Genomic DNA, 24,907 nt, shown 5'->3' with positions numbered 1-24,907 from the left:
CCTCGCACACCACGGACTGATCGGGGAAATAGCTAGACTCGTCGCATCTGATCGGAGAGAGCTATCAGTACTGCCCTGCACCACGGCAAGCCCCGCACACCCAGCGTCGCCCAGCTGCGCGCCTTCGTCGCCGTCGCCGAGCACCGGCACTTCCGGGAGGCCGCCGCGGCCACCGGCACCAGTCAGCCGGCCCTCTCCGGAGCCGTCGCGGCGCTGGAGGAGGTCCTCGGCGTCCAGCTCGTCGAGCGTACGACCCGCCGCGTCATCATCACCCCACTGGGCGAGCGCGTCGCCGAGCACGCGCGCCGCGTCCTCGGCTCGCTGCACTCCCTCACCGAGGCGGTCGAGGCCGCCCGCCGGCCGTTCACCGGCCCGCTGCACCTCGGCGTGATCCCGACGGTCGCACCGTACCTGCTGCCCACCGTGCTGCGGCTGGTCCGCGACAGCTACCCCGAGCTGGAACTGCACGTCCACGAGGAGCGCACCCCCTCGCTGCTGGAGGGGCTCGCCTCCGGCCGGCTCGACGTGCTGCTCCTCGCCCTGCCCGCCGGCGGCGCCGCACCCACCCGGGACATCCCGCTCTTCGACGAGGACTTCGTCCTGGTCGCCCCGCCCGGCCACCCGCTGGCCGGCCGCACCGACGTCCCCCGGGACGTCCTGCTCGACCTCGACGTGCTGCTCCTCGAGGAGGGCCACTGCCTGCGCGACCAGGCCCTCGACATCTGCCGCGAGGTCGGCGCCGACGCGGCCGCCGGCACCACCCGGATCGCCGGGCTCTCCACCCTCGTCCAGCTGGTCGCCGGCGGTCTCGGCACCACCCTGCTGCCGGCCACCGCCCTCGACGTCGAGGCCGGGCGCTCCGACCGGCTCGCCGCCGTCCGCTTCACCGCCCCCGCCCCCGGCCGCCGGATCGGCCTCGCCACCCGCCCCGGCTCGGCCCGCAGCGAGGAGTACGGCCGCTTCGCCGCCGCCCTCAAGGGCGTGCTCCGCGAGTTGCCCGTCCGCATCGTCGAGTAGCCCCCACCGCACCCGTGCGGCCCGCATCGCCGCCCGGCCCGCTGGGCATACCTCCACCGAAGATCCGATCGAAGGGGGTGGCGCGTGTACGTCTCGCGGATCAAGGTGACCGGCCTCGGGTGCTTCGACGGCCCGCGCGCCGCCGACCTCGCCGTCGACCCCGGCCCAGGCTGGACGGTCCTCGCCGGGCCGAACGGCTCCGGCAAGACCACCCTGCTGCACGCCCTGGCCCTCGCCCTCGGCGCACCCGGGACGGACAGCGCCGGCCCGCCCGCCGGCGGCGCGGCCGGAACGGTCGAACTGCCCGGCCTCGCCCGCTGGAGCAGCACCGACGGCGCCGAACGCACCGGCCGCACCCGCACCCGGACCTGCCACCTCGGCGCCGACCGCACCCCGCCCACCGCACTCACCCCGGCCGCCGCCGCCCTCCTGGAGGAGGGCCTGCTGCCCGACGGGTGGCGGATCGCCGACCCCGACCGCGTGCTCGCCGCCGGCCCCGACGGCCGCACCGTGCCGCTCGCCGCCCTCGGCAGCGGCACCGCCGCCCTCGCCGCGATCACCGCCGCCCTCGCCGGGGACGCCCGCACCGAACCCGTCGACGGCGCCACCACCGTGCCGCGGGCGGCCGTGGCCCTGATCGACGACATCGACCTGCACCTGCACCCCGTCCGGCAGCAGTCGATCGGCGGCTGGCTGACCACTCGCTTCCCCAACGTGCAGTTCCTGGTCGCCACGCACAGCCCGTACGTCTGCCAGGCCGCAGACCCCGGCACGCTGGTGCGCCTCGCCGCCCCCGGCGAGGCCGCCCCGCCGCGCGTCCTCGACGAGGACGTCCACCAGCGCGTCCTGTACGGCAGCGGCGACGACACCGCCCTGTCCGAACTGTTCGGCCTGCCCAGCGCCTACTCCGCCGCCGCCGAGGCCGAACGCCGGCTGCTCGTCCGGCTGGAGCGCAAGCTCTACACCGGCCGCGCCACCAGCGCCGAGCGCGACGCCTACCGCCGCCTCGGCGCCAAGCTCAACAGCTCCCTCGGCGCCCGCGCCGACGAACTCGCCGCCCGGCTGCTGGGCGACCAGCCGTGATCCCGCTCCGGAGGCCGCCGCTCACGCCCTCGCTCACCGCCGACCTCGCCCGCCGCACCGCCGCCATACGCGCCGCCGGGCCCAGCACCGCCGCCGGCCGGGCCGCCTGGCGCACCGCCCGCCAGCCCAAGGCCCAACTGCGCCTGATGCTCAGGCGGATGGCCCCCGGCCTGGAACGCTGCATGTACTGCGGCGACAACCTCGGCACCGACATCGACCACTTCGAGCCGATCGCCCGCGACCCGCTGCGCACCTTCGACTGGCAGAACCACCTGCTCGCCTGCGCCCACTGCAACAGCAACCAGAAGCGCGACCGCTTCCCCTGCGACCCGGCCACCGGCGAGCACCTGCTGGTCGACCCGTCCCGCGAGGACCCGGCCGACCACCTGGTGCTCTACCTGGAGTCCGGCGCCTACGACCCGCTCACCGCCAAGGGCGAGGCCACCATCGACGTCTTCGGCCTCAACTCCCGCGCCGAACTCGTCCGCGGCCGCCGGATGATGTTCACCGTCGTCAAGTCGCTCCTCGGCGCCTGGCACACGGCAGGGGCCGCCGGCCGCACCCGCGAGCAGCACGAGTTCCTGGACGCCCTGCGCCTGCTGCACCACGCGGACGTGCTCCGCACCGTCCTCGCCCTGCGCCGCACCCCACCCCTCGCCGACGCCGTCCTCGGCCGGAGCCTCGCCGCCGTGGTGCAGGAACTCGTCACCACCGAACCCGAATTCGACCGCCGCTAGGGGTGGGTGTCCCACAGGGGCGCTACCGCCGCCCCGCGGAGGCGGGTACCGCCCGGCCGCGGGCGGGCAGGCGCTGCTCGAACCAGACCACCTTGCCCGCGCCGAGCCGGGTCGCCCCCCAGTCGTCCGCGCAGCGGGCGACTATCTGCAGGCCGCGGCCGTGCTCGTCGTCCGGCCCGGCCCGGCGGGCGCGCGGCAGCGCCGGGCTGTCGTCGCCGACCTCGCACCGCAGCCGCGACGTCCGCACCAGCCGCAGCGTCACCGGCCGGGTGGCGTGCCGGATCGCATTGGTGACCAGTTCGGAGACCATCAGCTCGGTGGTCTCCGACAGCTCCTCCAGGCCCCAGCGGCGCAGTGCGTGGGCGGCCAGCCGCCGCGCCCGGCCGGGGGTCTCGTGCCGCGGCTGGAGGTACCAGTAGGAGACGTCCTCGGCCGGGATGCCGTCGAAGGCGGCCGCGAGCAGGGCGATGTCGTCGGCCCGCTCGCCGGACGGCAGCACCCGCAGGGCCTCCTGGCAGACGTGCTCGGGCGAGTGCCGGTGCGCGGAGGCGAGGCGGCTGCGCAGCTGTTCCAGGCCGGTCGCCAGCGACCGCCGACGGCTCTCCACCAGGCCGTCGGTGAACAGCAGCAGGGCCGAGCCGGGGGGAGCGGGGAGTTCGGTGGAGGTGAAGTCGACCCCGCCGACGCCGATCGGTGCGCCGGGCGGCAGGTCGAGCAGTTCGGCGGTGCCGTCGGGGCCGATCAGGACGGGCGGCACATGGCCGGCGTTGGCCAGCACGACCCGGTTGGCGATCGGGTCGTACACCGCGTACACGCAGGTCGCCAGGTGCTGTTCGGCGCCGAGGTGCTGGGCCTGTTCGTCCAGGTGGTAGAGCACCTCGTGCGGCGGAAGGTCGAGGCCGGCCAGGGTCTGGGCGCTGGTGCGGAGCTGGCCCATGACGGCGGCCGAGGTCAGCGAGTGGCCCATCACGTCGCCGACGATCAGTGCCACCCGGTTGCCGGGGAGTTCGACCGAGTCGTACCAGTCGCCGCCGACCTGGGCGCCGCGCTCGCCGGGCAGGTAGCGGTGGGCGAGCCGCACCCCGTGCGGCTGCGGCAGGTGCGCGGGCAGCATCCGGCGCTGCAGTTCGCGGGCGGTCTCGAACTCTCGGGCGTAGCGCAGGGCGGTGTCCACCGCGAGGCCGGTCTGGGTGGCCAGGTGGCGGGCCATCGCGGTGTCGGCGGGCTCGAACCGGGCGGGGCCCGCCTTGCCGGGGCGGCGGATCAGCAGCAGGAGCCCGAGCACGGCCTTCCGGCCGCGCAGCGGCAGGAGCAGCAGCGCGGTGCCCGCGGCGAGGCGGCCCAGGGTGCGGGCGCCGTACAGCTCGGTGAGCAGCGGGCGGAGCCGGTCCGCGGAGGGCGTGCCGAGCACCGCGGGCCCGTACGGTGCAGGGCCGGCCAGCAGCCGGGCGAGCGGGCCGTCGGCGGAGGGCCGGCACAGCCGTGAGCGGCGGCCCAGCCGGGTGCCGTGGCCGTGGTGCAGCTTCAGTGCGGTGGGCGGCCCGGGGTCGCGCTCCACCGGCGGCAGCGGGTCGCGCAGGTGCACCACGGCGGCGTCCGCGAGCGCCGGGACGACCGAGCGGCCGAGGTCGCGCAGGGTGGTGCGGAGGTCCAGCGAACCGTTGATCCGCCGGGTGGCGGCCTCCAGGTACCCCAGCCGTTCGGTCAGGCCGGGCCGGTCGTCCTGCTCCGGCGCGGAGCGCTGGGCGCCGACCAGTGGCGCGGCGGCGGTCGGCCGCCCCGCCTGGGGCGTGGAGTGGTCGCGCACGGGCTGCCCGTTCTTGAGCTGTCGAGGGTGGTCGGGCCTGGTCGGTCAGGTGGTGCGCCGACAGCGCAGGAAGAGCTGTTCCTCCGGCGGCAGGGCGGTCGACGCGGGCGCGTACGGGTGGCCGGTGCACGCCTCCACCTCGAAGCCGGCCGCTGCCAGCGTCTGCACGAGCTCCTCCCGGAGGTAGCCGCTGATCCGCAGTTCGCGGCCGAGGAACGGCAGCGGCGCGTCGTCCAGGTCGGCCTCGACCATGCCGAGCGCCAGCAGCCCGCCCGGCCGGAGCAGGGTGCGGATGCGCCGCAGCACCACGGCGATCTCCGCCCTGGGCAGCAGGACGAGCGAGAAGAAGGCGGTGGCCGCGGCGAACTCCCCTGCCGCGTCCGGCCCGAGCCCGGGCACGCCCCAGGCGGTGGCGGCCCGCAGGGTCGCCAGGTCGTACATGTCCATCCGGTGCAGCTCGGCGCCGGGCACCGCCCGGGCGGCCGCGGCCAGCATCCCGTCCGAGAGGTCGATGCCGGTCACCCGCAGCCCGCCGGCGGACAGTTGGCGCGTCGTCGGGTCACCGGTGCCGCATCCGACGTCCAGCACCCGCGCGCCGGAGGCCAGTTCGTTCAGCAGCCAGTCGCCGCAGGCGGTCTGGCCGGTACGGTCGGGGAAGACCTCGTCGTAGCGCGGGCCGATCGCGTCGAAGGCGACCGCCTGCAGGGCCCGTTCGGAGCGGCGCCGACGGCCGACGTGGGACGGGTCCGAGATCTGTCCGGTTGTCACGCCTTGGGCACCTCTCCACCTGGCTCCCCGGCGGGACCGACCCGCCACAGTCTCCGCCCCCGCGTCGGTTTGTCGATGTGTCTGCTGGCCTTCGAGGATAAGCGTGATCACTTCGCCGTGGGGCACCTTTCCGGCCAACTCGCCGCAGTCGGCCGCAGTTGGCCGGGTTTCGGACGAAACGGGCCGCCGGGCCGGGGGCAGACCGGAGCGGAGCAGGGTGGTGCACTTGTCGGCGTGCGCCGGTCAACTGCTGTGACCTGCGAAAACGCCATCAACGCGGGCGTTTATCGAACGTCAATCGCCGGCTGTCAGAGTCTTCTCAGCGCCGGGGAAGCGTCAAAGCGTTCCCGCAGCCGGGGGGCTGCGGGAGCGCCGGCGCCCCAGGGGGAAGGCCGCCCGTCGGGGGGACGGACGGCCTACGGCGCGGGGGGAGAGAAGGGCTCGGTGTGCTGCTGCACCGCGATGAGGTCCCGGACGGGGAGGGCCTCGGGCACACCGAGCCGGCTGAACACCGAGTGCGCCTCCTGGAGACAGGCCAGCCCACGCGCGGGCTGCCCCAGCTCCAGGAGCGCCTCGCCCAGCGCGGCATTGGCCAGACCCTGGCAGTAGGCGGCGTCCAGTTCCTGCGCGATGGCGAGTGACTCGTCCGCCGACTCCGCGGCCTCCGCCGGCCGGCCGTCCGCCAGCAGGCACGCCGCGAGCCGGGCCAGCGAGTAGCCCTCCCAGATGCGGTGCTGCTGCAGCTCGTACAGCCGGTGCGCCTCACGCAGGTGCCCGGCCGCCTCGCCCGGCGAGCCCGTCGACCGCAGGACCACGCCGAGCTGGTACAGCGTGTCGGCCAGGCACGGCACATTGCCGGACGACCGGGCCGCCGCCACGGCCTCCTGCGCGGTGCGCGCCGCATCCTCGTGCTGGCCCAGGTCGAGGTGGGCACGGGCGATGTTCCCCAGCAGCCGGGCCTCGCTCACCGAGGCACCGAGGCTGCGGCTCATCACCTTGGCCTCCTCGAAGAACGCCAGCGCCTCGGCGGACCGGTCGGCCAGGCTCAGCACGATCGCCAGCAGATTGGTCACCGACACCCGCAGATGGGTCGGGTCGTCGGACGGCTGGTAGCCGAGGCTGCGGCGCAGCGACGCCTCCGCGTTCTGGAACTCCCCGGCCACGTGCTGGAGAAACCCCAACGCCGAGTGCACCCTGGCCAGCACCGCGAAGTCGCCGTGGGTGCGGGCGTTCTCCTCCGCGGCGTGCAGGATCTCGGTGATCCGCTGACCGTGGGTGGGGTCCTCCACGAGGGCGTTCAGCACGACCAGGAGGTCGACTGCCGGGCGCAGCAGCTCCAGCGGCTCGCCGACGGCGGAGCCGACACTGCTCAGCAGCAGGCCGATCTCGGACCGTATCCAGGTCTGCGCGGCGGAGCTGTCGGCGAAGTCCGGCCCCTGCGGGGCAGCACGGTGCAGCGGCTCCGGCAGCAGGTCGTCCGGCTCGATGGCGCGCGCCGCAGTGCGCATGGAGGCGACGAGCAGGTCGAGCAGCCGCAGCCGGGCCTCCCGCTGCTCCGCCAGGTCCTGCAGCTTCTCGTTCTGCCGCTGGGCGTAGAGCCGCAGCAGATCGTGGTAGCGGTAGCGGCCGGGGGTGAAGCACTCCAGCATGTTCGCCTCGACGAGCGCCTCGGCGAGCTCCTCCGCCTCGTCCTCCCCGCAGCCGAGCAGCGCCGTGACGGCGGACAGCGGCAGGTCGGGCGAGTCGACGAGCGACAGCAGCCGGAAGGCGCGCGCCTCCGCCGGGCGCAGCTGGCCGTAGCCGAGCCCGAGCGTCGTCTCCACGGCCAGGTTGCCCAGCTGGAGCTCCTGCAGTCGCCGGCGCTGGTCCGCTAACCGACGGGCCAGGTCCGACACGCTCCAGCGGGGACGGCTGGCGAGCCGTGCCGCGGCGATCCGGACGGCGAGCGGCAGGAATCCGCAGGAGGCGACCACGGCGAGCGCGGCCTCGGGTTCGGCTGCCGCCCGGTCGTGGCCGACGATGGCGGAGAACAGCGCGAGCGCCTCTTCGGGCGTCAGCTCCTCGACGTCCACCAGGTGGGCGCCGGGGATCCCGGCCAGACGCGACCGGCTGGTCACCAGGACGGCGCTGCCGGACACCCCGGGGACGAGCGGCAGCAGCTGCGCCGCGTCCCGGGCGTTGTCCAGCAGGATCAGCATCCGGCGGTCGGCGAGCACCGACCGGTAGAGCGCGGCCCGCTGCTCGAGGGAGTCCGGGGTCTCGGTCGCGCCGAGCGCGTACAGGAAGTCGCCCAGGACGACCGCGGGATCGGCGGGCGTGTCGCCTGCACCGCGCAGGTCCACGTACAACTGTCCGTCCGGGAAGGCGGACCGGATGCTGTGGGCGACGTGCACGGCCAGTGTGGTCTTGCCGACGCCGCCGATGCCGGCCAGCGAGGTGACCACCACGGCCTGCCCGGTGCCGCTGCGCAGGACGTCCCGCAGCTCGCCGACCAGCTTCGTCCGGCCGCTGAAGTCGGACACGTCCGCCGGGAGCTGGGCGGGCGGAACGAAGGCCTGCGCCTCTTCCTGGTCCCGCCCGGCGGCCGAGGCGGCAGGGGCGGGCATCAGCGTCGGATCGGCGGCCAGGATGCGGGCGTGCATCGCGGAGAGCCCGGCGCCCGGCTCCACGCCGAGCTCCTCGATCAGCAGTTTGCGGGTGTCCGCGTAGACGCCCAGCGATTCGGCCTGCCGTCCGCAGCGGTACAGGGCGAGCATCAGGAGCTCGCGCAGCCGCTCCCGCAGCGGGTACTCGGCCGCCAGCGAGCTGAGTTCGGCGGAGATCTCCGCGTGCAGGTTGATCTCCAGCGCGGCGGCGCAGCGCTCCTCCTGCGCGGCGATCTGGCGCTCGGTCAGCCGCGTGCGGTGCGCTTCGGCGTACGGGCCCGGAATGCCGGCGAGCGGCCGGCCGCTCCACAGCGAGAGGGCGGACACCAGCAGCCCGTGCGCCGTCCCGTGGTCGCCCGCCGCCCTGGCCACTGCGGCGTCCGCCACCCTGGAGTCGAAGAGCGCGAGGTCCAGTGCCTCCCGGGCGACCCTCAGCGCGTAGCCGTCGCTCACCGACACCAGCAGTTCGGCGGGGGCACGCAGTTCGCGGTTCGGCTCGATGACCGATCTGAGCCGGGAGATGTAGGTGCGCAGTGCGGCCACGGCCTGCGGCGGCGGCCGGTCCCCCCAGAGGCCGTCCACCAGGTCCTGGGTGCTCACCGGACGGCCCCGGTTGAGCAGCAGGGCGACGAGCACCGCCTGCTGCTGCGGCGAGCCCAGGGCCAGCGCCTCGTCCCCGCGCCGAGCCTGGACGGGGCCGAGCACCCGGAAGCCCAGCGCGTCCGCGGCCGGTATCCCCCCTGGCTGCTCCATGCGATCCCCCCGAATGGCTTGATGGTGCGTTCGACGGCCGTGCCTGACTGCTCTGCGATGGGCCGCCAGCTTAGGGCGGAGCGTGCAAACGTTGGAGAAGACGGCAGATGGTGCGTTGTTTATAGGACATTTAACGGCCACTACGATACTGGCCGCATGCCCCGGCCGAGCCGTTCGGGCACCGAGATCTGATGACCTGAAAGGCGGCACCCCATGGCCGACAACGACACCACCACTCCGGCCGGTACCGAGGCCGCTGCCGAGCACACCGTGACCACCACCGACGCCCAGTCGATCGAGGCCGTCCTCGACGGCCTGGTCGAGGACCCGGCGGCCGAGCCGCAGCCGGAGGTCCCCGGCGACAAGTCCGACGAGACCTTCGAGCCGCTCGGCACGGTGATCAACCGCCCGTGACGCGGCGAGCGACGCCCCGGCCCCGCACACCGGCGGGACCGGGGCGTCGCTGCGTGCACTACTCCGCGGAGCGGACCCGCAGGCTGGTGATCAGCGGGCCGTCCGTGACCTCGGCGAAGAAGTCGTTGCCCTTGTCGTCGACGACGATGAACGCCGGGAAGTCCTCGACCTCGATGCGCCAGACGGCCTCCATGCCGAGCTCGGGGTACTCCAGCACCTCGACCTTCTTGATGCAGTCCTGGGCGAGGCGGGCGGCGGGGCCGCCGATCGAGCCGAGGTAGAAGCCGCCGTGCTCGTTGCAGGCCTTGGTGACCTGCTTGGAGCGGTTGCCCTTGGCGAGCATGACCATGGAGCCGCCGGCCGCCTGGAACTGGTCGACGTAGGAGTCCATCCGGCCGGCGGTGGTGGGACCGAAGGAGCCGGAGGCGTAGCCCTCGGGGGTCTTGGCCGGGCCGGCGTAGTAGACCGGGTGGTCCTTCATGTACTGGGGCATGCCCTCGCCGGCGTCCAGCCGCTCCTTGATCTTGGCGTGGGCGATGTCGCGGGCGACCACCAGGGTGCCGCTGAGCGACAGCCGGGTCTTGACCGGGTACTTGGACAGCTGCGCCCGGATGTCGGACATCGGCTGGTTCAGGTCGACCTTGACGACCTCGTCGTCCAGGTGGGCGTCGGTGGTGTCCGGCAGGTACTTGGCCGGGTCGGTCTCCAGCTGCTCCAGGAAGACGCCCTCGGCGGTGATCTTGCCGAGCGCCTGGCGGTCGGCGGAGCAGGAGACGGCCATCGCGACGGGCAGCGAGGCGCCGTGCCGCGGCAGGCGGATCACGCGGACGTCGTGGCAGAAGTACTTGCCGCCGAACTGCGCGCCGATGCCGATCTTCTGGGTGAGCTCGAAGACCTTCTGCTCCAGCTCCAGGTCGCGGAAGCCGTGGCCGGTCTTCGCGTCGCCGGAGGTCGGCAGGTTGTCGAGGTAGTGCGCGGAGGCGTACTTGGCGGTCTTGAGCGCGAACTCGGCGCTGGTGCCGCCGACCACGATCGCCAGGTGGTACGGCGGGCAGGCGGCGGTGCCCAGCGAGCGGATCTTCTGCTCCAGGAAGGAGAGCATCGACGACTCGTTGAGGATCGCCTTGGTCTCCTGGTACAGGTACGACTTGTTGGCGGAGCCGCCGCCCTTGGCCATGAAGAGGAACTTGTAGGCGTCGCCGTCGGTGGCGTAGAGCTCGATCTGGGCCGGCAGGTTGTTGCCGGTGTTCTTCTCGTCCCACATGGTGACCGGCGCCATCTGCGAGTAGCGCAGGTTCAGCTTGGTGTACGCGTCGTAGACGCCGCGCGCGATGGCGGCCTCGTCCTGGCCGGAGGTGAGGACGTTCTGGCCGCGCTTGCCCATGACGATGGCCGTGCCGGTGTCCTGGCACATCGGGAGGATGCCGCCGGCCGAGATGTTGACGTTCTTCAGCAGGTCGAGCGCGACGAAGCGGTCGTTGGGGCTGGCCTCCGGGTCGTCCAGGATGCGGCGCAGCTGGGCGAGGTGGGCCGGGCGCAGGTAGTGGGAGATGTCGTGCATCGCCTCGGCGGTGAGCAGCCGCAGCGCCTCGGGCTCGACCTTGAGGAAGGTGCGGCCGTCCGCCTCGAAGGTGGAGACGCCCTCGGAGGTGAGCTTCCGGTACGGCGTGGGGTCGGCACCGATCGGGAGGAGGTCGCGGTACTCGAATTCCGGGGTGGCCATGGGGAGGGATCCTTAAGCGGGTCGGCTGCGTCTGCGAAGCACCCTCCAGGGTAGGTGCAGGCGGCGCGGCGAAGGAGCGCAGGTGAGCCTGCGTGACGGGGCTCACGCCTTTCTGCGCCGAACTCTCGTTCGGCAGGGCCCCGGTGGCTAGGCTTTCCCCGTGGACACTTCGCCGTCGCACGACGACTCGCACGACGACCAGGGGCAGCAGCCCGTACCCATGACGAAGGCCGAGCCCGCCCCCGTCCCGAAGGCGGCGCCGGTGCTCTCCGCGCCGGTCGCGGAGGCCGATCTGCGCTGCTCGGACGCGGACCGCGAGCGGGTCGCCGACCTGCTGCGAGACGCGTACGCCGAGGGCCGGCTGACGGTGGAGGAGCACTCGGAGCGGATCGAGGCCGCGTACGCCGCGAAGACCTTCGGCGACCTCGTCCCGCTGACCCGGGACCTGCCGGCCCCCACGGATGCGCCGCTGTCGATGGAGAAGCCGCCGCTGCGCCGGGAGCGCCCGCCGATGCCGCCGGCCCGGCAGGAGTCGCCGACGATGCTGGCGGTGTTCGGCGGGGCGGAGCGCAAGGGGCGCTGGCGGGTGGGCTCCCACCTGAAGGCGGTCGCGGTGTTCGGCGGGATCGAGATCGACCTGACGGACGCGGTGTTCGAGTCGCCCGAGGTGGTCATCGAGGTCACCGCGATCTTCGGCGGGGTCGACATCAAGGTGCCGGAGAACGTCAGCCTGCACGGCGGCGGCGTGGGCATCTTCGGCGGCTTCTCGGTGCGCGAGCAGACCGCGGCCGATCCGTACGCGCCGGTGGTGCGGGTGAAGGGTGCCGCGATCTTCGGCGGCTGCGACGCCAAGCCGCGCCGCGGCAAGAAGCTCCTGGAGTGGGCGCGCAAGCAGCTGGAACTCTGAGCAGGGCCCGCCCGCGCGGTGCCGTGTGCACCGGCGGGCGGGCCAACTCGGCTGCAGGCACTCGGCGTTGCGTCAAGTGCAGCGAGTAGTCGGTTGCGTGCGGTGTGCATGAATCGCGGGGCGAGGGGGTAGTTCCCCCGCACATCGGTTCTTGTTACGGCTGTGACCCGGAGGGCGGCGGTGCCGCGACGGGCGGGCACGGGGCAGTCGGGCAGGGATGCGAGCTTCCCCGAGTCTCGAACCGCGTCAGGAGTTGCCGTGCTGCATCCGATCGAGTCCAGCGCCACCGGTACTGCCGCCGTCCGCCGCAGCCCGGTGGCGGTGGCCGCGCCCACGGACCCGCTGGAGGACAATCCGTGGCACACCGGGGCGGCCTGCCGCCGCGACGAGGCCGGGCTGTTCTTCGCGCCGTCCAAGGAGCCGACGGCGGCCAGGCTCTCCCGTGAGGAGCGCGCCAAGCAGGTCTGCGCCCGGTGCCCGGTGCTGCTGGAGTGCCGCGAGCACGCGCTGGCCCAGCCGGAGCCGTACGGGGTGTGGGGCGGGCTGACCGCGGCCGAGCGGCGGGTGGTGCTGGCCCGGCGGCGGCGCCGGGAGGCGGAGCTGCGCGAGACGCGCCGCACGGTGGCGGGCCGCATAGCGGGCTGAGACGCACCGCGGCCCCGGGCAGGCGCCCGGGGCCGCGGTGCGGACGGTGCGTCAGTTGGCGCGGTCGAAGTCGATCGCGCTGTAGGCCCGCAGCTTGGACAGCTTGTGGGTGGAGTCGATGCGCCGGATCGTGCCGCTCTTGGAACGCATCACCAGCGAGCTGGTGGTGGCGGTCTCCTGGCGGTAGTGCACGCCGCGCAGCAGTTCGCCGTCGGTGATGCCGGTGGCGACGAAGAAGACGTTCTCGCCGCTGACCAGGTCGTCGGTGCTGAGGACCCGGTCGAGGTCGTGCCCGGCGTCCAGCGCCTTCTGGCGCTCGGCCTCGTCCTTGGGCCACAGCCGGCCCTGGATGACGCCGCCCATGCACTTCATGGCGCAGGCCGCGATGATGCCCTCCGGGGTGCCGCCGACGCCCATCAGCAGGTCGACGCCGGTGCCCTCGCGGGCGGCCATGATGGCGCCGGCCACGTCGCCGTCGGAGATGAACTTGATCCGGGCGCCGGCCTCGCGGATCTCCTTGACCAGACCCTCGTGGCGGGGGCGGTCCAGGACGACGACGGTGATGTCCTCGACGGCGCTGCCCTTGGCCTTGGCGACCCGGCGGATGTTGACGGCCGGCGGGGCGGTGATGTCGACGAAGTCGGCGGCCTCCGGGCCGCACACCAGCTTGTCCATGTAGAAGACCGCGCTGGGGTCGAACATGGTGCCGCGGTCGGCGACCGCGAGGACGGCAACCGCGTTGTGCATGCCCTTGGCGGTCAGCGTGGTGCCGTCGACCGGGTCCACGGCGACGTCGCACTCGGCGCCGGTGCCGTCGCCGACCCGCTCGCCGTTGTACAGCATCGGAGCCTCGTCCTTCTCGCCCTCGCCGATGACGACGACGCCGTTCATCGAGACGGTGGAGACGAGGGTGCGCATGGCCTTCACGGCCGCGCCGTCGGCGCCGTTCTTGTCACCGCGGCCGACCCAGCGGCCGGCCGCCAGCGCGGCGGCCTCGGTGACGCGGACGAGTTCCAGGGCGAGGTTGCGGTCCGGGGCCTCCGGAGCGACCTCCAGCGAGCTGGGGAGGTGGTGCGGGTACTGCGTGGTCATCGTCGTTACCTCTCTGTACGCGACGGCCAGTGAGCGCCCGACTACTGCCAGGTCGAACGCCGTGGTGAGGGTTGCTGCGATCGTATCCGCCGACCGGACGGGTGTCTGTGGCGCACCCGGCGCGACCAGCGGGTATGCGGTGGTTCGTCCCGCTTCACGCGCCGGGGGGTACCCGGTGGTCGGGGGCCGTGGGGCGATGGTCCACCATGGACGGGTGGCAGGCAGCAGCAGCAAGAGAGGCCGGCAGACCGTACGGGACATGATCCTGTCGATGCTGGCGGTCGGTGTCGTGGTCTTCTTCGGCTACCTCTTCATCCCGCACTCGGGCGGGGACGGGGTGCACGTGGTCGACTACCGGGTCGCGCTGGCCTCGGCGAAGCGCGCCGCCCCCTATCCGGTGCTCGGCCCGCAGGGCCTCTCCGACCAGTGGCGGGCGACCTCGGTGGAGTACCGCAAGGACGCCAAGGGCAACGCGGTGTGGCACCTCGGGTTCGTCACCCCGTCCGGCCAGTACGCGGCCCTGGAGCAGTCCAGCGGCGGCCGCGACGAGGTGATCGCGGGCGTGGTGCCGGGCGCGAAGGCGGACGGCAGCGCGCCGGTGGCCGGGCAGGACTGGCAGCGCTTCCAGGGCACCAAGTACCGCGGCCTGGCCCAGCCGGGCGGCACCGCGACGACCGTGGTCACCGGCTCCGCCTCCTACGAGGAGCTCGCGCAGCTGGCCGGCGCGCTGAAGTAGCGCCACCTCCCCCCGTGCACGGCGAAGGCCCCCGCGGTTCACCGCGGGGGCCTTCGCCGTCTTCGTGCCGTGCCGTACGGGCAGGGCCCGGTGCCGGATCAGACGGTGGTGACGACCTGGTCGTACTCCAGGCGCGGGGAGCGCGGGAACCAGGCGTCCTCGCCCGGCTTGCCGATGTTGACCACGGCCAGCACCGAGTGCTCGCCGTCGCCGAAGAACTCCTTGTTCAGACCCGCGGCGTCGAAGCCGGTCATCGGGCCGGCGGCCAGGCCGGCGGCGCGCACGCCGATGATGAAGTAGGCCGCCTGCAGGGCGCCGTTCAGCGTGGCGGAGGCCTCGCGGACGGGGCGCTCGGAGAAGAACATGTCCTTCGCCTGCGGGAAGTGCGGCAGCTGGGACGGCAGCTCCTCGTGGAACTCGTTGTCCTGGGCGAGGATGGCGACCAGCGGCGCGGTGGCGGTCTTGGCGCGGTTGCCCTCGGCCATGTGCTGCAGCAGGCGCTCGCGGCCCTCGTCGGTGCGGACCAGGACGATGCGCAGCGGCTGCTGGTTGAAGGCGGTGGGGCCGAACTTGACGAGCTCGTAGATCGCCCGGACCTGCTCGTCGCTGACCGGCTCGTCGGTGAAGGTGTTGGCGGTACGGGCCTCGCGGAAGAGCAGGTCCTGTGCGGCGGCGTCGAGTGCCAGGGTCATTGCGGAATCCACCTCGTACGGAAGACGGGAAAGCGGACGGCCCGGGAGGACCGTTCACGGGCTCCAACGTTAGGTGAAACTTAAACTATTCCGCAAGGAAGAGTGACGCCGGTCACTTCTCCCGGGTGCCCGCCCGTGTTCACTGCCCGCCAGCGGACTCCTCGGCGGCCAGCGCCGCGTCCAGCCGTGCCCGGGCGCCGTCCAGCCAGCGCTGGCAGACCTTGGCCAGCTGCTCGCCCCGCTCCCACAGCGCCAGCGACTCCTCCAGCGAGGTGCCGCCGGTCTCCAGCTGCCGCACGACCTCCAGCAGGGCGTCCCTGGCCTGCTCGTACCCAAGCGACTCGTCGGCGGCGCCCCCGCCGAGGCCCGTCTGCTCCCCGCCCGCCGGCCGAGCGCCGGTCTGCTGCTGATCTGCCATGCGGCCAGCGTAGGGGCTCCGGCCGACAAATCGGATGTGCCCGGGGCACCGCCGCGGCTAGCCTCCGGCCATGACCACCGTGCAGCGGGCGGGCGTGCGCCCCGCCGAGGCCGGGGACGCGCCAGAGCTGGTCCGGCTGCGCGCCCTGATGTTCTCGGCGATGTCCGGCACCGACAGCGACTGTGCCGGGCCCTGGCAGGCCGCCGCCGAGCAGGTGCTGCGCGAGCGCCTGGCCGAGCCCGACGCCCGGCGCACCCTCCAGGCGTACGTGGTCGACGACCCGGAGCGCCCCGGCCGGCTCGCCTCCTGCGCGGTCGGCACGCTGGAGGAGCGGCTGCCCGCACCCGGCCACCCCGACGGCCGGTTCGGCTTCGTCTTCAACATCTGCACCGACCCCGGCCACCGCCGGCGCGGCTACGCCCGCAGCTGCACCGAGGCGCTGATCGCCTGGTTCGACGGCCGCCGGGCGACCCGGGTCGACCTGCACGCCACCGACTCCGGCGAGGAGCTGTACCGCAGCCTCGGCTTCGCCGAGCACTCCTGGGCGCTCTCCCGGCAGCGGCTCGTCGCGGACTGACTCCGGCAGGGGCCGGACGGGCCCTAGCCCGCCGGCTCCAGCGTGCGGCGGAGCGTGGTGCGCGCCCGGTAGGTGAGGGTCTTCACGGCGCCGACCCGGATGCCGATGGCGTCGGCGACCTCGCGCGAGCTGAGGTCGTCCCAGTAGCGCAGGGTGAGTGCGGTGCGCTGGTGCTCGGTCAATACCGCGAGCGCGGCGAATACCCGCTCGGCCTCCACGTGGGCGAGGACGTCGTCCTCGACGCAGATTCCCGCGTCCGAATCCGCGACGGCCGCCACGGTGGACTCGCTGCGGGTGGCGCGGCGTTTGTCGTGGTCGAACATGATGTTCCGGGCGATGGTGAAAATCCATGCGCCCATGTCCTTGCCCGTCCAGCGGTAGCCGTCAATGCAGGCCATTGCGCGGACGAACGTGTCTTGTGTCAGGTCCTCGGCCAATGCGCGATTCCCGGTTCGGCGGGTGAGGAACGCCAGCACCGGTCCCCGGTAGCGGCGGTACAACTCAGCCCAGGCGTCCCGGTCGCCGGCCTTGGCGGCCTCGATCAGGTGCGGTGTTGCACGCGGCGTTCCACGCAGCGTCCCATCCATACCGGACCTCCCGGAGAGCAGGTGCCGCAACGATACGAGTGGGCATGCATGCGTGCAAGCGATTCCGACATTCCGTCAGTTATTCTGACCGGAGGCCCGAATTTGCGGGACCTGACGGATCGTCACTGGCTTGCACTCATGCAAGTCGATGCATCTGGGACATGACACGCGATAGCCTTGGCCGCCATGCAGCCGACTGAGGACACCGCCTCGGAGACCACCCCCGCCCAACGTTTCGGCGCCGTCGTGCACGAGGCCGCCCGGCGCGCGGGATACGACCTCACCCCCGGCGCGGGCGGCAGGCTCGCCCTGGCCCGGGACACCGGCATGAGCGCCTCCGCCGTCGGGCGCATGCTGCGCGGCGAGACACTTCCGAGGCCGTCCCAATTCCAGAGAATCGCGCAGGTCGTGCACGTCGACCTGCACGAGCTGCTGGTGCGCGGCGGAGTGATTTCCGAGGAATCCGCAAACGATCTCTCCCAGGGAGTACGCTCACCCATCACCCCTGAGGAAGCGTTGGATGCCTGGGGTGTCACCCACCCCATGATCCGGAAATTCCTTCTCGCCTCCATTGCCCAGGCGATCGGCCTGCAGCGGGAAAGCGAGCGTGCCCCTTTTCCACCGGACGAGGGCCGCGGGGGAGGGGCAGTGCACATGCAGAGGTGAGGCCAGGAATGCCGAGAATCTCTCCGGTGGCGGCCGACGCGCTCAGAGCAGTGGGCGCGGTCGGCGGAGTAGCACTGATCGTCGCCGGCACCTACAACACGCGCTGGATTCCGCTCCTCGGCTGCCTGGCCGTGGTTGCGCTCTCCACCACCGAGTACGCCCTCGCCCGGATGCGGCGCTGGATGCGCGAGACCGAGGCCAGGACGGACCGTCAGGCCGAGCTCGTCGCAGCCCGCCGGGCCCTTCCCGCTCCACCGCTCCCGGCCGCCAGGCCCGCCGTCGCGCCGCCGGCCGCCGTGCCGACCGCGGCCGGGCCCTCCGCCGTCGCGGTACCCGCGGCCGCGCCGCCCGCGGTCACCGGCCGCGCCGTCGTCCCGCCGCCCGACGCACCGCCCGCGGCCGACGGCCGGCAGCTCGGCGCCGACGCCCTGCTGCGCCTGCTGGAGGCCGTCCACCGCGAACTGCGGCACGCCCACGAGGCCGCCGACCGGGCCCAGGCCGAACTCGCCGACCTCAGCCGGGAGTGGAACAGCCTCGTCCAGGAGAGCATGAGCCGGCCCCCGCACGCCCGGATACCGACCGAGTGACGCCGGCCCGGGCTCGGACCGACCGGCCTCAGGCCTCGTCGACCGTCACCTCGAAGCCGCCCCCGGCGACCCGCGCGTGCAGCCCGTCGCCCGCCGCGACCTGCGCCGGATCGGTCACCACCGTGCCGTCCGCCCGTTGCAGCACCGCGTACCCGCGCTGCAGCGTCGCCAGCGGGGACAGCGCCACCACCCGGGCCAGCGCATGCCCGAGGTCCGTCTGGGCGTGGTCCAGCCGGTGCCCCAGCACCCGCCGGGACCGCTCCACCAGCGCCGTCAGCTCCTCGGCCCGGCCCTCCACCAGCCGGTGCGGCGCCGCCAGCACCGGACGGCTGCGCACGCCCTCCAGGCCGTGCAGCTCCCGCTCCACCCGGCCGACCACGTACCGCCGGGCGCGGTCCCGCAGCTGGTGCACCCGGGCGAGCTCCTCGCCGACGTCCGGCACCACCCGCTTCGCCGCGTCGGTCGGCGTCGACGCCCGGAAGTCGGCCACGAAGTCCAGCAGCGGCTGGTCCGGCTCGTGCCCGATCGCACTGACCACCGGGGTGCGGGCCGCCGCCACGGTGCGCACCAGGTCTTCCGAGGAGAACGGCAGCAGGTCCTCCACACTGCCGCCGCCGCGGGCCACCACGACGACGTCGACCTCCGGGTGCTCGTCCAGCTCCCGGACGGCCGCCGCGACCTGCGCGGCCGCGCTCGGGCCCTGCACCAGGACGTTGCGCACCTCGAACCGGACCGCGGGCCAGCGCCGCCGGGCGTTCTCCAGGACGTCCCGCTCCGCGGCCGAACCCCGGCCGGTCACCAGCCCCACGCAGCGCGGCAGGAACGGCAGCGGCCGCTTGCGGTCCGCGTCGAAGAGCCCCTCCGCACCGAGCTTGCGCTTCAGCTGCTCCAGCCGCGCCAGCAGCTCGCCCAGCCCCACCAGTCGGATCTCCGAGACCCGCAGCGACAGCGTGCCGCGGGCGGTGTACCACTCGGGCTTCGCCCGGACGATGATCCGGGAACCCTCCTGGACGGCCTCCGCCACCTGTTCGAACACCGAGCGGAAGCACGTCACCGTGAGCGAGACGTCCCGCTCCGAGTCGCGCAGCGTCAGGAACACCATCCCCGCGCCGGGCCGCCGGCTCAGCTGCGCGATCTGCCCCTCCACCCAGACCTCGCCCAGCCGGTCGATCCAACTCCCGATCATCGCCGAGACCTTGCCGACCGGGACGGGCGCCTCGGGAGAGCTGCTGTTCGCCATGCGTACGAGGCTAGCGCCGCCCGCCGACGGTGCGGCCGCCCCGCCGGGGCCCGGCCCGTCGGGCGGGGCGGCGGGCCGCCCGTACGATGGAGCCATGTCCACCACTGCACAGCGCCGCGTCCTGCTCGCCGCCCCCCGGGGCTACTGCGCGGGTGTCGACCGCGCCGTCATCGCCGTGGAGAAGGCCCTGGAGCAGTACGGGGCGCCGATCTACGTCCGCAAGCAGATCGTCCACAACAAGTACGTCGTGCAGACCCTGGAGAAGAAGGGAGCGATCTTCGTCGACGAGACGGAGGAGGTGCCCGAGGGCTCCATCGTGGTCTTCTCGGCGCACGGCGTCGCCCCGTCCGTGCACGACGAGGCGAAGGCCGGCAAGCTCGCCACGATCGACGCCACCTGCCCCCTGGTGACCAAGGTGCACAAGGAGGCCGTGCGCTTCGCCGAGGAGGACTACGACATCCTGCTCGTCGGCCACGAGGGCCACGAGGAGGTCATCGGCACGATGGGCGAGGCCCCGGACCGCATCCACCTGGTGGACGGCGCCGAGGACGTCGGACACGTGCAGGTCCGCGACGAGTCCAAGGTCGTCTGGCTCTCCCAGACCACCCTCTCCGTGGACGAGACCATGGCCACCGTCGGCGAGCTGCAGAAGCGCTTCCCGCTGCTGGTCAGCCCGCCCAGCGACGACATCTGCTACGCGACCCAGAACCGCCAGGTGGCGGTGAAGAAGCTCGCCCCCGAGACCGACCTGCTGATCGTGGTCGGCTCCAAGAACTCCTCCAACTCCGTCCGCCTGGTCGAGGTCGGCCTGGAGTACGGCGCCAAGGCCGCCCACCTGGTCGACTTCGCCGACGAGATCGACGAGGCCTGGCTGGAGGGCGTCACCACGGTCGGCCTGACCAGCGGCGCCTCGGTGCCCGAGATCCTGGTCGACGGCGTCCTGGAGTTCCTCGCCGAGCGCGGCTACGCCGACGTCGAGGCCGTCAAGACCGCCGAGGAGCACCTGCAGTTCTCGCTGCCCAAGGAGCTCCGCCGCGACCTGCGCGCCGAGGCCGCCGGCAAGCTCTGACCTGCACCGCGAAGCCCGGGCCCCGACCGACGGGGGCCCGGGCTTCGCGCTGTCCGCCACCGGGTACCACAGCGGACGGTACGGCGGGCGGCCCCGGCCGCCCGCCCGTAGGTTGGTGCACAGCCCGTGGCTGTGCACAGGCTGTGGACGACGATTCGATGGAGGAACGGCGGCAATGGCGACGGTATTCGGCGTGGACATCGGCGGCTCGGGGATCAAGGGCGCACCGGTCGACCTGGCCGCGGGCGGGCTCGCCGAGGAGCGGTTCAAGGTGCTCACCCCGCAGCCGTCCTCGCCGAACGCGGTGGTCGAGGCGGTCGCCGAGGTCGTCCGGCACTTCGGCCACCAGGGGCCGGTCGGCCTGACCTTCCCCGGGGTGGTGGTCGACGGCCGCACCCGCACCGCCGCCAACGTCGACAAGGACTGGATCGGCATGGACGCCGAGGGGCTCTTCCGCGAGGCCCTCGACCTGCCCGCCACCGTCGTCAACGACGCCGACGCGGCCGGCATCGCCGAGGTCGCGTACGGCGCGGGCCGCGGCCACGGCGGCGTCGTCCTGCTGCTCACCTTCGGCACCGGCATCGGCAGCGCGCTCTTCGTCGACGGCGCCCTGGTGCCCAACACCGAACTCGGCCACCTGGAGCTGCGCGGCAAGGACGCCGAGCGGCGCGCCTCCTCGGCCGCCAGGGAGCGGCACGGGCTGTCCTGGGCCGAGTGGGCCGGGCGGGTCGACGAGTACCTCGACCTGGTCGAGATGCTCTTCTCGCCGCAGCTGGTGATCGTCGGCGGCGGGGTCAGCCGCAAGCACGAGAAGTTCCTGCCGCTGCTCCGCAAGCGCGACGCCGAGGTCGTCCCGGCCGAGCTGCGCAACGACGCGGGCATCGTGGGCGCGGCGATGGCCGCCGCCAGGGCCGGGTAGCGCCCGGCCCGCCGGGCCGGCGCCGGGCCGGCCGCGTCACCGTGCGCGGCGGACCCGGCGCTGGGCCACGAAACGCGCCGCCACGATCACGGTGGCCAGGCCCGTACCGGTGAACAGCCAGCCGGCCCGCACCGCGAGCCCGCTCGCCAGCCCCACCACCCGTCCGGTCACCCCGGGCGAGGAGACAGGCTGGAGCAGCGCCAGCGCCAGCGCGAACGCGATCGGCCCGCTGATCGGCGCCGCCGGCAGGTCCGGATACCGCACCCGGACGGCCAGCTGGAAGCAGACCACCAGGTAGCCCAGGCCGAAGAGCACGCCCAGCCCGCCGAACAGCGCCCGGTCGACCCCGGCGACCAGCAGCGTCCCGGCGGCGGCGGCCACCCCGGTGCCCACCGCGGTCAGCCGGGCCGGCCGACCGGACCGCTCCCGGCCGCGTCCTGCCCACGGCAGGCGCGGGCGGCGGACGGGTGCCTGGCCGGAGGCCGTCCGCAGCCGGGAGTCGACGGGCGCGGCGGGGCCCGGAACGGCGGCCCGGTCGGCGCCGCCGGCCGACGGCCGCCGGCGGGGCCCGGGGGGCTGGGTACGGATGCTCTGCTGCTCCACCCGCCCAACGTACGGTCCGATCATCGCCACAGTGTGTAATGCCGGAATTCCTGCCCGGGCGTGTCCGGAGAGGGGTAGCGTCGTCCACGACCGAAGCGGCTCGCAGCCCGGACCGGCAGGGATCGGACGGGGCCGAACCGCGAGCGGACGTGACCGGATGTGATCACCAGTGGAGGGGGAGTGATGACGGGCTTCTCCTTCGAGCGGGTGCACCACGTCCAGCTCGACATTCCGGCCGGCGCGGAGCCGGCCTGCCGGGCGTTCTGGGCCGGGGTGCTCGGGATGACCGAGCTGGCCAAGCCGCCGGTGCTGGCCGCGCGCGGCGGCTGCTGGTTCCGCGGCGGGGGAGTGGAGGTGCACCTCGGCGTCGTCCCCGTTTTCGCGCCCTCGCCCAAGGCCCACCCCGGCATCCTGGTGCACAACCTGGACGCGCTTGCCGCCCGGCTCGAGGAGCACGGCCACCCCGTCCTGTGGGACGACTCCGTTCCCGGGCGCCGCCGCTTCCACAGCGCCGACGCGCTCGGCAACCGGCTGGAGTTCCTGGAGCCCGACCGGACGGGCTGAGCGCGCCCCGTAGACTGGGGGATCGGCCGCCTCCGGCCGCTCCACGCCCTCCAAGCCCACGGGACATCGCTTCATGTCGCTCACGATCGGAATCGTCGGCCTGCCGAACGTCGGCAAGTCGACCCTGTTCAACGCCCTGACCAAGAACGACGTGCTGGCGGCCAACTACCCGTTCGCCACCATCGAGCCCAACGTGGGCGTCGTCGGCGTCCCGGACACGCGGCTGGCGAAGCTCGCCGGGATCTTCGGTTCGCAGCGCATCCTCCCGGCCACCGTCGACTTCGTCGACATCGCGGGCATCGTCCGCGGCGCCAGCGAGGGCGAGGGCCTGGGCAACAAGTTCCTCGCCAACATCCGCGAGTCGGACGCGATCTGCCAGGTCGTCCGCGCCTTCACCGACCCCGACGTGGTGCACGTCGACGGCAAGGTCTCGCCGAAGGACGACATCGAGACCATCCACACCGAGCTGATCCTCGCCGACCTGCAGACCGTCGAGAAGGCCCTGCCGCGCCTGCAGAAGGAGGCGCGCCTCAAGAAGGACACCGCGCCGGTGCTGGCCGCCGCCGAGGCCGCCAAGGCGATCCTCGAGACCGGCAAGACCCTCTTCGAGGCCCGCTTCGACACCCACCCGATCCGCGAGCTGCACCTGCTCACCGCCAAGCCGTTCCTCTACGTCTTCAACGTGGACGAGGACGAGCTCGCCGACGAGGACTTCAAGAACGCCCAGCGCGCGCTGGTCGCCCCCGCCGAGGCGATCTTCCTCAACGCCAAGATCGAGTCCGAGCTGATCGAGCTCGACGACGAGGAGGCGCTGGAGCTGCTCCAGTCCATGGGCCAGGACGAGCCCGGCCTCGCCACCCTCGCCCGGGTCGGCTTCGAGACCCTCGGCCTGCAGACCTACCTGACCGCCGGCCCCAAGGAGACCCGGGCCTGGACGATCAAGAAGGGCGCCACCGCCCCCGAGGCCGCCGGTGTCATCCACACCGACTTCCAGAAGGGCTTCATCAAGGCCGAGGTCATCTCCTTCGACGACCTGGTCGAGACCGGCTCCATCGCCGAGGCCCGCAGCAAGGGCAAGGCCCGCATCGAGGGCAAGGAGTACGTCATGCAGGACGGCGACGTCGTGGAGTTCCGCTTCAACGTCTGACGCCCCTCCACGAAGAGCGGCCCGGCCTGCACCGCGCAGGCCGGGCCGCTCTTCCGTGCGCCCCTGAGAACGATCCCCTGAAGGTCGGAGGTCCGGCCGCCCTGCGGCGCTGTCCGGCCCGGACGGGTGCCGTGGTCGGCCTCGGGGTTGTCCCGGGTGCGGGATCGGGGGTGGTTGGGGGTTCGTCCCCGATGGATCGGCGGGCCGGTTTCGCCAGACTCCTGTGCGGGGCCGGGTGGACCGGCCCGTGATGACCGACCGTCAGGAGATCTTGTCGTGGTTGCTGTTGTGCGCCGTACCCGTTGGACCGCCGTTGCCGCCGCCGGAGCGGTGCTCGCCGCGCTGGCGGTGGGGACGGCGGCCGGGCCCGCCTCGGCCGTGCCGGGGCCCGCCGCCGCGGTGCAGGTGCAGGGCACCTCCCCGGTACCTCCGCTGGACCGGGCGGCCGTCCGCCGGGTGCTCGCCGGACTGCCGACCGCCGAGGTGTCCGGGGCGCTGGTGCACGTCTCCGGCCGGGCCGGCCGGCTGGACGCGGTGGGCGGCATCGGCGACCCGGCCACCGGGCGGGCCCCGGACGCCGACGGGCGGTTCCGGATCGGCTCGATCTCCAAGGTGTTCACCGCGACCGTGGTGCTCCAACTCGCCGCCGAGCACCGCCTCGACCTCGACACCCCCGTCCAGCACTACCTGCCCGACCTGCTGCCGGCCTCCTTCCCGCCGATCACGGTCGGCCAGCTGCTGAACCACACCAGTGGACTCCCGAGCGGCGGCAGCGGCCCGTGGGGCGACGGCACGGCCGCGTGGTTCGTCGACCACCGCTTCGAGTCCTGGTCGCCGGAGGACGTGGTGGCCAGGATGAACGGCCGGGAGATGGCCTTCGCGCCCGGCACCGCGCAGCAGTACAACGGCATGAACACCTTCGTGGCCGGCCTGCTGGTCGAGGAGGTCACCGGGCACGGCTACGCCCACGAGGTGCAGCAGCGGATCATCCGCCCGCTCGGGCTGCGCGACACCTCGGTGCCGGACGCGGACGACCCGGCGCTCCGCCACCCGGCCGCCCGCCCGCGGCTGACCGTGCCCGGCCCGGACGGCACCCCGCGGCAGGTGGACGTGACCGAGCAGAGCCCCTGGCCGTGGGCGGAGGGCGGGCTGATCTCCAGCGCCGCCGACCTGGACCGCTTCATCACCGCGCTGTTCCGCGGCCGCCTGTTGCCGCCCGCCCAGCAGGAGGCGCTGTTCACCGTCCCCGACGTGCCGACCCACCACAGCAGCCACTGCGAGACCGGGCCGGCCGCCGGTCGGGCCTGCATGAGCATGGGCCTGGAGCGGACGAAGGTCGGCGGCGTGGAGATCTGGGGCAAGACCGGCTCCCGGCCGGGCTGGACGAACGGCGTGTTCGCCACCCGGGACCTCTCCCGGACGGTGGTCTACTCGCTCAACCCGACCGGCCTGGACGGTGCCGAGACCCAGGTCATCATGCAGCTGGCCGGCGCCGTCTTCGGCTGACGGCC

General features: G+C 73.5%; 25 protein-coding genes. 15 read left to right on the top strand and 10 right to left on the bottom strand.

The features are described 5' to 3' along the window. Positions 1-63 precede the first annotated feature (63 nt). The 3 genes from AB0M03_RS29070 to AB0M03_RS29060 all read left to right on the top strand — a co-directional run bounded on the left by AB0M03_RS29070 (position 64) and on the right by AB0M03_RS29060 (position 2,837). Positions 64-1,017, top strand: coding sequence for a LysR substrate-binding domain-containing protein (locus AB0M03_RS29070; RefSeq protein WP_363496453.1), 954 nt, complete (start codon positions 64-66; stop codon positions 1,015-1,017). A gap of 84 nt (positions 1,018-1,101) precedes the next feature. Beyond that, positions 1,102-2,100, top strand: coding sequence for an AAA family ATPase (locus AB0M03_RS29065; protein WP_363496389.1), 999 nt, complete (start codon positions 1,102-1,104; stop codon positions 2,098-2,100). Next, a complete protein-coding gene (locus tag AB0M03_RS29060) occupies positions 2,097-2,837 on the top strand; it encodes an HNH endonuclease (RefSeq protein ID WP_363496386.1) in 741 nt (246 codons plus the stop codon). The genes AB0M03_RS29065 and AB0M03_RS29060 overlap by 4 nt, the downstream gene beginning before the upstream one ends. Before the next feature lie 22 nt (positions 2,838-2,859). On the opposite strand, the gene AB0M03_RS29055 is transcribed toward AB0M03_RS29060, so the two are convergent. The 3 genes from AB0M03_RS29055 to AB0M03_RS29045 all read right to left on the bottom strand — a co-directional run bounded on the left by AB0M03_RS29055 (position 2,860) and on the right by AB0M03_RS29045 (position 8,810). Continuing rightward, complete coding sequence (locus tag AB0M03_RS29055; RefSeq protein ID WP_363496383.1) at positions 2,860-4,644, bottom strand: ATP-binding SpoIIE family protein phosphatase; 1,785 nt, start codon at positions 4,642-4,644, stop codon at positions 2,860-2,862. 45 nt (positions 4,645-4,689) lie between these two features. Continuing rightward, positions 4,690-5,412, bottom strand: a complete 723-nt coding sequence (locus AB0M03_RS29050) for a methyltransferase domain-containing protein (protein WP_363496380.1) — start codon at positions 5,410-5,412, stop codon at positions 4,690-4,692. 416 nt (positions 5,413-5,828) lie between these two features. Then, on the bottom strand, positions 5,829-8,810 hold the full coding sequence (locus AB0M03_RS29045) for a BTAD domain-containing putative transcriptional regulator (protein ID WP_363496377.1): 2,982 nt from the start codon (positions 8,808-8,810) through the stop codon (positions 5,829-5,831). A 213-nt stretch (positions 8,811-9,023) separates the two neighbouring features. On the opposite strand from AB0M03_RS29045, the gene AB0M03_RS29040 reads away from it, so the two are divergent. Then, the gene (locus tag AB0M03_RS29040) at positions 9,024-9,224 is read left to right on the top strand and encodes a hypothetical protein (protein ID WP_363496374.1); all 201 of its coding nucleotides are present in this window, start codon (positions 9,024-9,026) and stop codon (positions 9,222-9,224) included. Positions 9,225-9,282: 58 nt separating this feature from the next. Here AB0M03_RS29040 and AB0M03_RS29035 read toward each other — a convergent pair whose 3' ends face one another. Then, a complete protein-coding gene (locus AB0M03_RS29035; protein ID WP_363496371.1) occupies positions 9,283-10,947 on the bottom strand; it encodes a fumarate hydratase in 1,665 nt (554 codons plus the stop codon). A 220-nt stretch (positions 10,948-11,167) separates the two neighbouring features. Here AB0M03_RS29035 and AB0M03_RS29030 point away from each other — a divergent pair, with 220 nt between their 5' ends. Continuing rightward, positions 11,168-11,854 (top strand): DUF1707 domain-containing protein, encoded by a 687-nt coding sequence (locus AB0M03_RS29030; protein ID WP_363496451.1) that lies wholly within the window; start codon positions 11,168-11,170, stop codon positions 11,852-11,854. A gap of 315 nt (positions 11,855-12,169) precedes the next feature. Continuing rightward, a complete protein-coding gene (locus AB0M03_RS29025; protein WP_363496448.1) occupies positions 12,170-12,499 on the top strand; it encodes a WhiB family transcriptional regulator in 330 nt (109 codons plus the stop codon). A gap of 51 nt (positions 12,500-12,550) precedes the next feature. Here the strand turns inward: AB0M03_RS29025 and glpX are convergent, their stop codons facing one another. After that, entirely contained in the window at positions 12,551-13,591 is a 1,041-nt protein-coding gene (gene glpX, locus AB0M03_RS29020; protein ID WP_363496368.1) for a class II fructose-bisphosphatase, read from the bottom strand. Positions 13,592-13,805: 214 nt separating this feature from the next. Here glpX and AB0M03_RS29015 point away from each other — a divergent pair, with 214 nt between their 5' ends. After that, positions 13,806-14,327 carry a DUF4245 domain-containing protein gene (locus tag AB0M03_RS29015; protein ID WP_363496365.1) on the top strand — a complete coding sequence of 174 codons (522 nt, stop codon included), beginning with the start codon at positions 13,806-13,808 and terminating at the stop codon, positions 14,325-14,327. Positions 14,328-14,425: 98 nt separating this feature from the next. On the opposite strand, the gene AB0M03_RS29010 is transcribed toward AB0M03_RS29015, so the two are convergent. Both AB0M03_RS29010 and AB0M03_RS29005 read right to left on the bottom strand, forming a co-directional pair. Next, positions 14,426-15,019 (bottom strand): malonic semialdehyde reductase, encoded by a 594-nt coding sequence (locus AB0M03_RS29010; protein WP_363496362.1) that lies wholly within the window; start codon positions 15,017-15,019, stop codon positions 14,426-14,428. Positions 15,020-15,158: 139 nt separating this feature from the next. After that, on the bottom strand, positions 15,159-15,437 hold the full coding sequence (locus AB0M03_RS29005; protein WP_363496359.1) for an exodeoxyribonuclease VII small subunit: 279 nt from the start codon (positions 15,435-15,437) through the stop codon (positions 15,159-15,161). A 70-nt stretch (positions 15,438-15,507) separates the two neighbouring features. Between AB0M03_RS29005 and AB0M03_RS29000 the strand changes: the two genes are divergently transcribed. Continuing rightward, entirely contained in the window at positions 15,508-16,014 is a 507-nt protein-coding gene (locus AB0M03_RS29000; protein ID WP_363496356.1) for a GNAT family N-acetyltransferase, read from the top strand. Positions 16,015-16,037: 23 nt separating this feature from the next. Here the strand turns inward: AB0M03_RS29000 and AB0M03_RS28995 are convergent, their stop codons facing one another. Continuing rightward, on the bottom strand, positions 16,038-16,601 hold the full coding sequence (locus tag AB0M03_RS28995) for a sigma-70 family RNA polymerase sigma factor (protein WP_363496353.1): 564 nt from the start codon (positions 16,599-16,601) through the stop codon (positions 16,038-16,040). A gap of 186 nt (positions 16,602-16,787) precedes the next feature. On the opposite strand from AB0M03_RS28995, the gene AB0M03_RS28990 reads away from it, so the two are divergent. Next, the gene (locus tag AB0M03_RS28990; protein WP_363496350.1) at positions 16,788-17,267 is read left to right on the top strand and encodes a helix-turn-helix domain-containing protein; all 480 of its coding nucleotides are present in this window, start codon (positions 16,788-16,790) and stop codon (positions 17,265-17,267) included. Between the two features lie 8 nt (positions 17,268-17,275). Beyond that, on the top strand, positions 17,276-17,854 hold the full coding sequence (locus AB0M03_RS28985; RefSeq protein WP_363496347.1) for a hypothetical protein: 579 nt from the start codon (positions 17,276-17,278) through the stop codon (positions 17,852-17,854). A gap of 28 nt (positions 17,855-17,882) precedes the next feature. Here AB0M03_RS28985 and xseA read toward each other — a convergent pair whose 3' ends face one another. Continuing rightward, on the bottom strand, positions 17,883-19,094 hold the full coding sequence (xseA, locus tag AB0M03_RS28980) for an exodeoxyribonuclease VII large subunit (protein ID WP_363496344.1): 1,212 nt from the start codon (positions 19,092-19,094) through the stop codon (positions 17,883-17,885). 94 nt (positions 19,095-19,188) lie between these two features. Here xseA and AB0M03_RS28975 point away from each other — a divergent pair, with 94 nt between their 5' ends. Then, positions 19,189-20,163 (top strand): 4-hydroxy-3-methylbut-2-enyl diphosphate reductase, encoded by a 975-nt coding sequence (locus AB0M03_RS28975; RefSeq protein ID WP_363496341.1) that lies wholly within the window; start codon positions 19,189-19,191, stop codon positions 20,161-20,163. A gap of 175 nt (positions 20,164-20,338) precedes the next feature. Next, on the top strand, positions 20,339-21,082 hold the full coding sequence (ppgK, locus tag AB0M03_RS28970) for a polyphosphate--glucose phosphotransferase (protein WP_363496338.1): 744 nt from the start codon (positions 20,339-20,341) through the stop codon (positions 21,080-21,082). Positions 21,083-21,118: 36 nt separating this feature from the next. Here the strand turns inward: ppgK and AB0M03_RS28965 are convergent, their stop codons facing one another. Further along, positions 21,119-21,709, bottom strand: a complete 591-nt coding sequence (locus AB0M03_RS28965) for a DUF6542 domain-containing protein (protein ID WP_363496335.1) — start codon at positions 21,707-21,709, stop codon at positions 21,119-21,121. Positions 21,710-21,868: 159 nt separating this feature from the next. On the opposite strand from AB0M03_RS28965, the gene AB0M03_RS28960 reads away from it, so the two are divergent. From AB0M03_RS28960 to AB0M03_RS28950, 3 genes are all read left to right on the top strand, one after another. Further along, a complete protein-coding gene (locus AB0M03_RS28960) occupies positions 21,869-22,249 on the top strand; it encodes a glyoxalase (RefSeq protein ID WP_363496332.1) in 381 nt (126 codons plus the stop codon). Between the two features lie 73 nt (positions 22,250-22,322). Then, positions 22,323-23,396, top strand: a complete 1,074-nt coding sequence (gene ychF / locus AB0M03_RS28955; RefSeq protein ID WP_363496329.1) for a redox-regulated ATPase YchF — start codon at positions 22,323-22,325, stop codon at positions 23,394-23,396. A gap of 276 nt (positions 23,397-23,672) precedes the next feature. Further along, positions 23,673-24,902 carry a serine hydrolase domain-containing protein gene (locus AB0M03_RS28950; RefSeq protein ID WP_363496326.1) on the top strand — a complete coding sequence of 410 codons (1,230 nt, stop codon included), beginning with the start codon at positions 23,673-23,675 and terminating at the stop codon, positions 24,900-24,902. The last annotated feature ends 5 nt before the right edge of the window (positions 24,903-24,907 follow it).

Origin of the sequence: Kitasatospora sp. NPDC051914 (assembly GCF_040680995.1) — a bacterium.
Classification (GTDB): domain Bacteria; phylum Actinomycetota; class Actinomycetes; order Streptomycetales; family Streptomycetaceae; genus Kitasatospora.
This window is presented reverse-complemented; position numbering and strand designations above follow the sequence as displayed.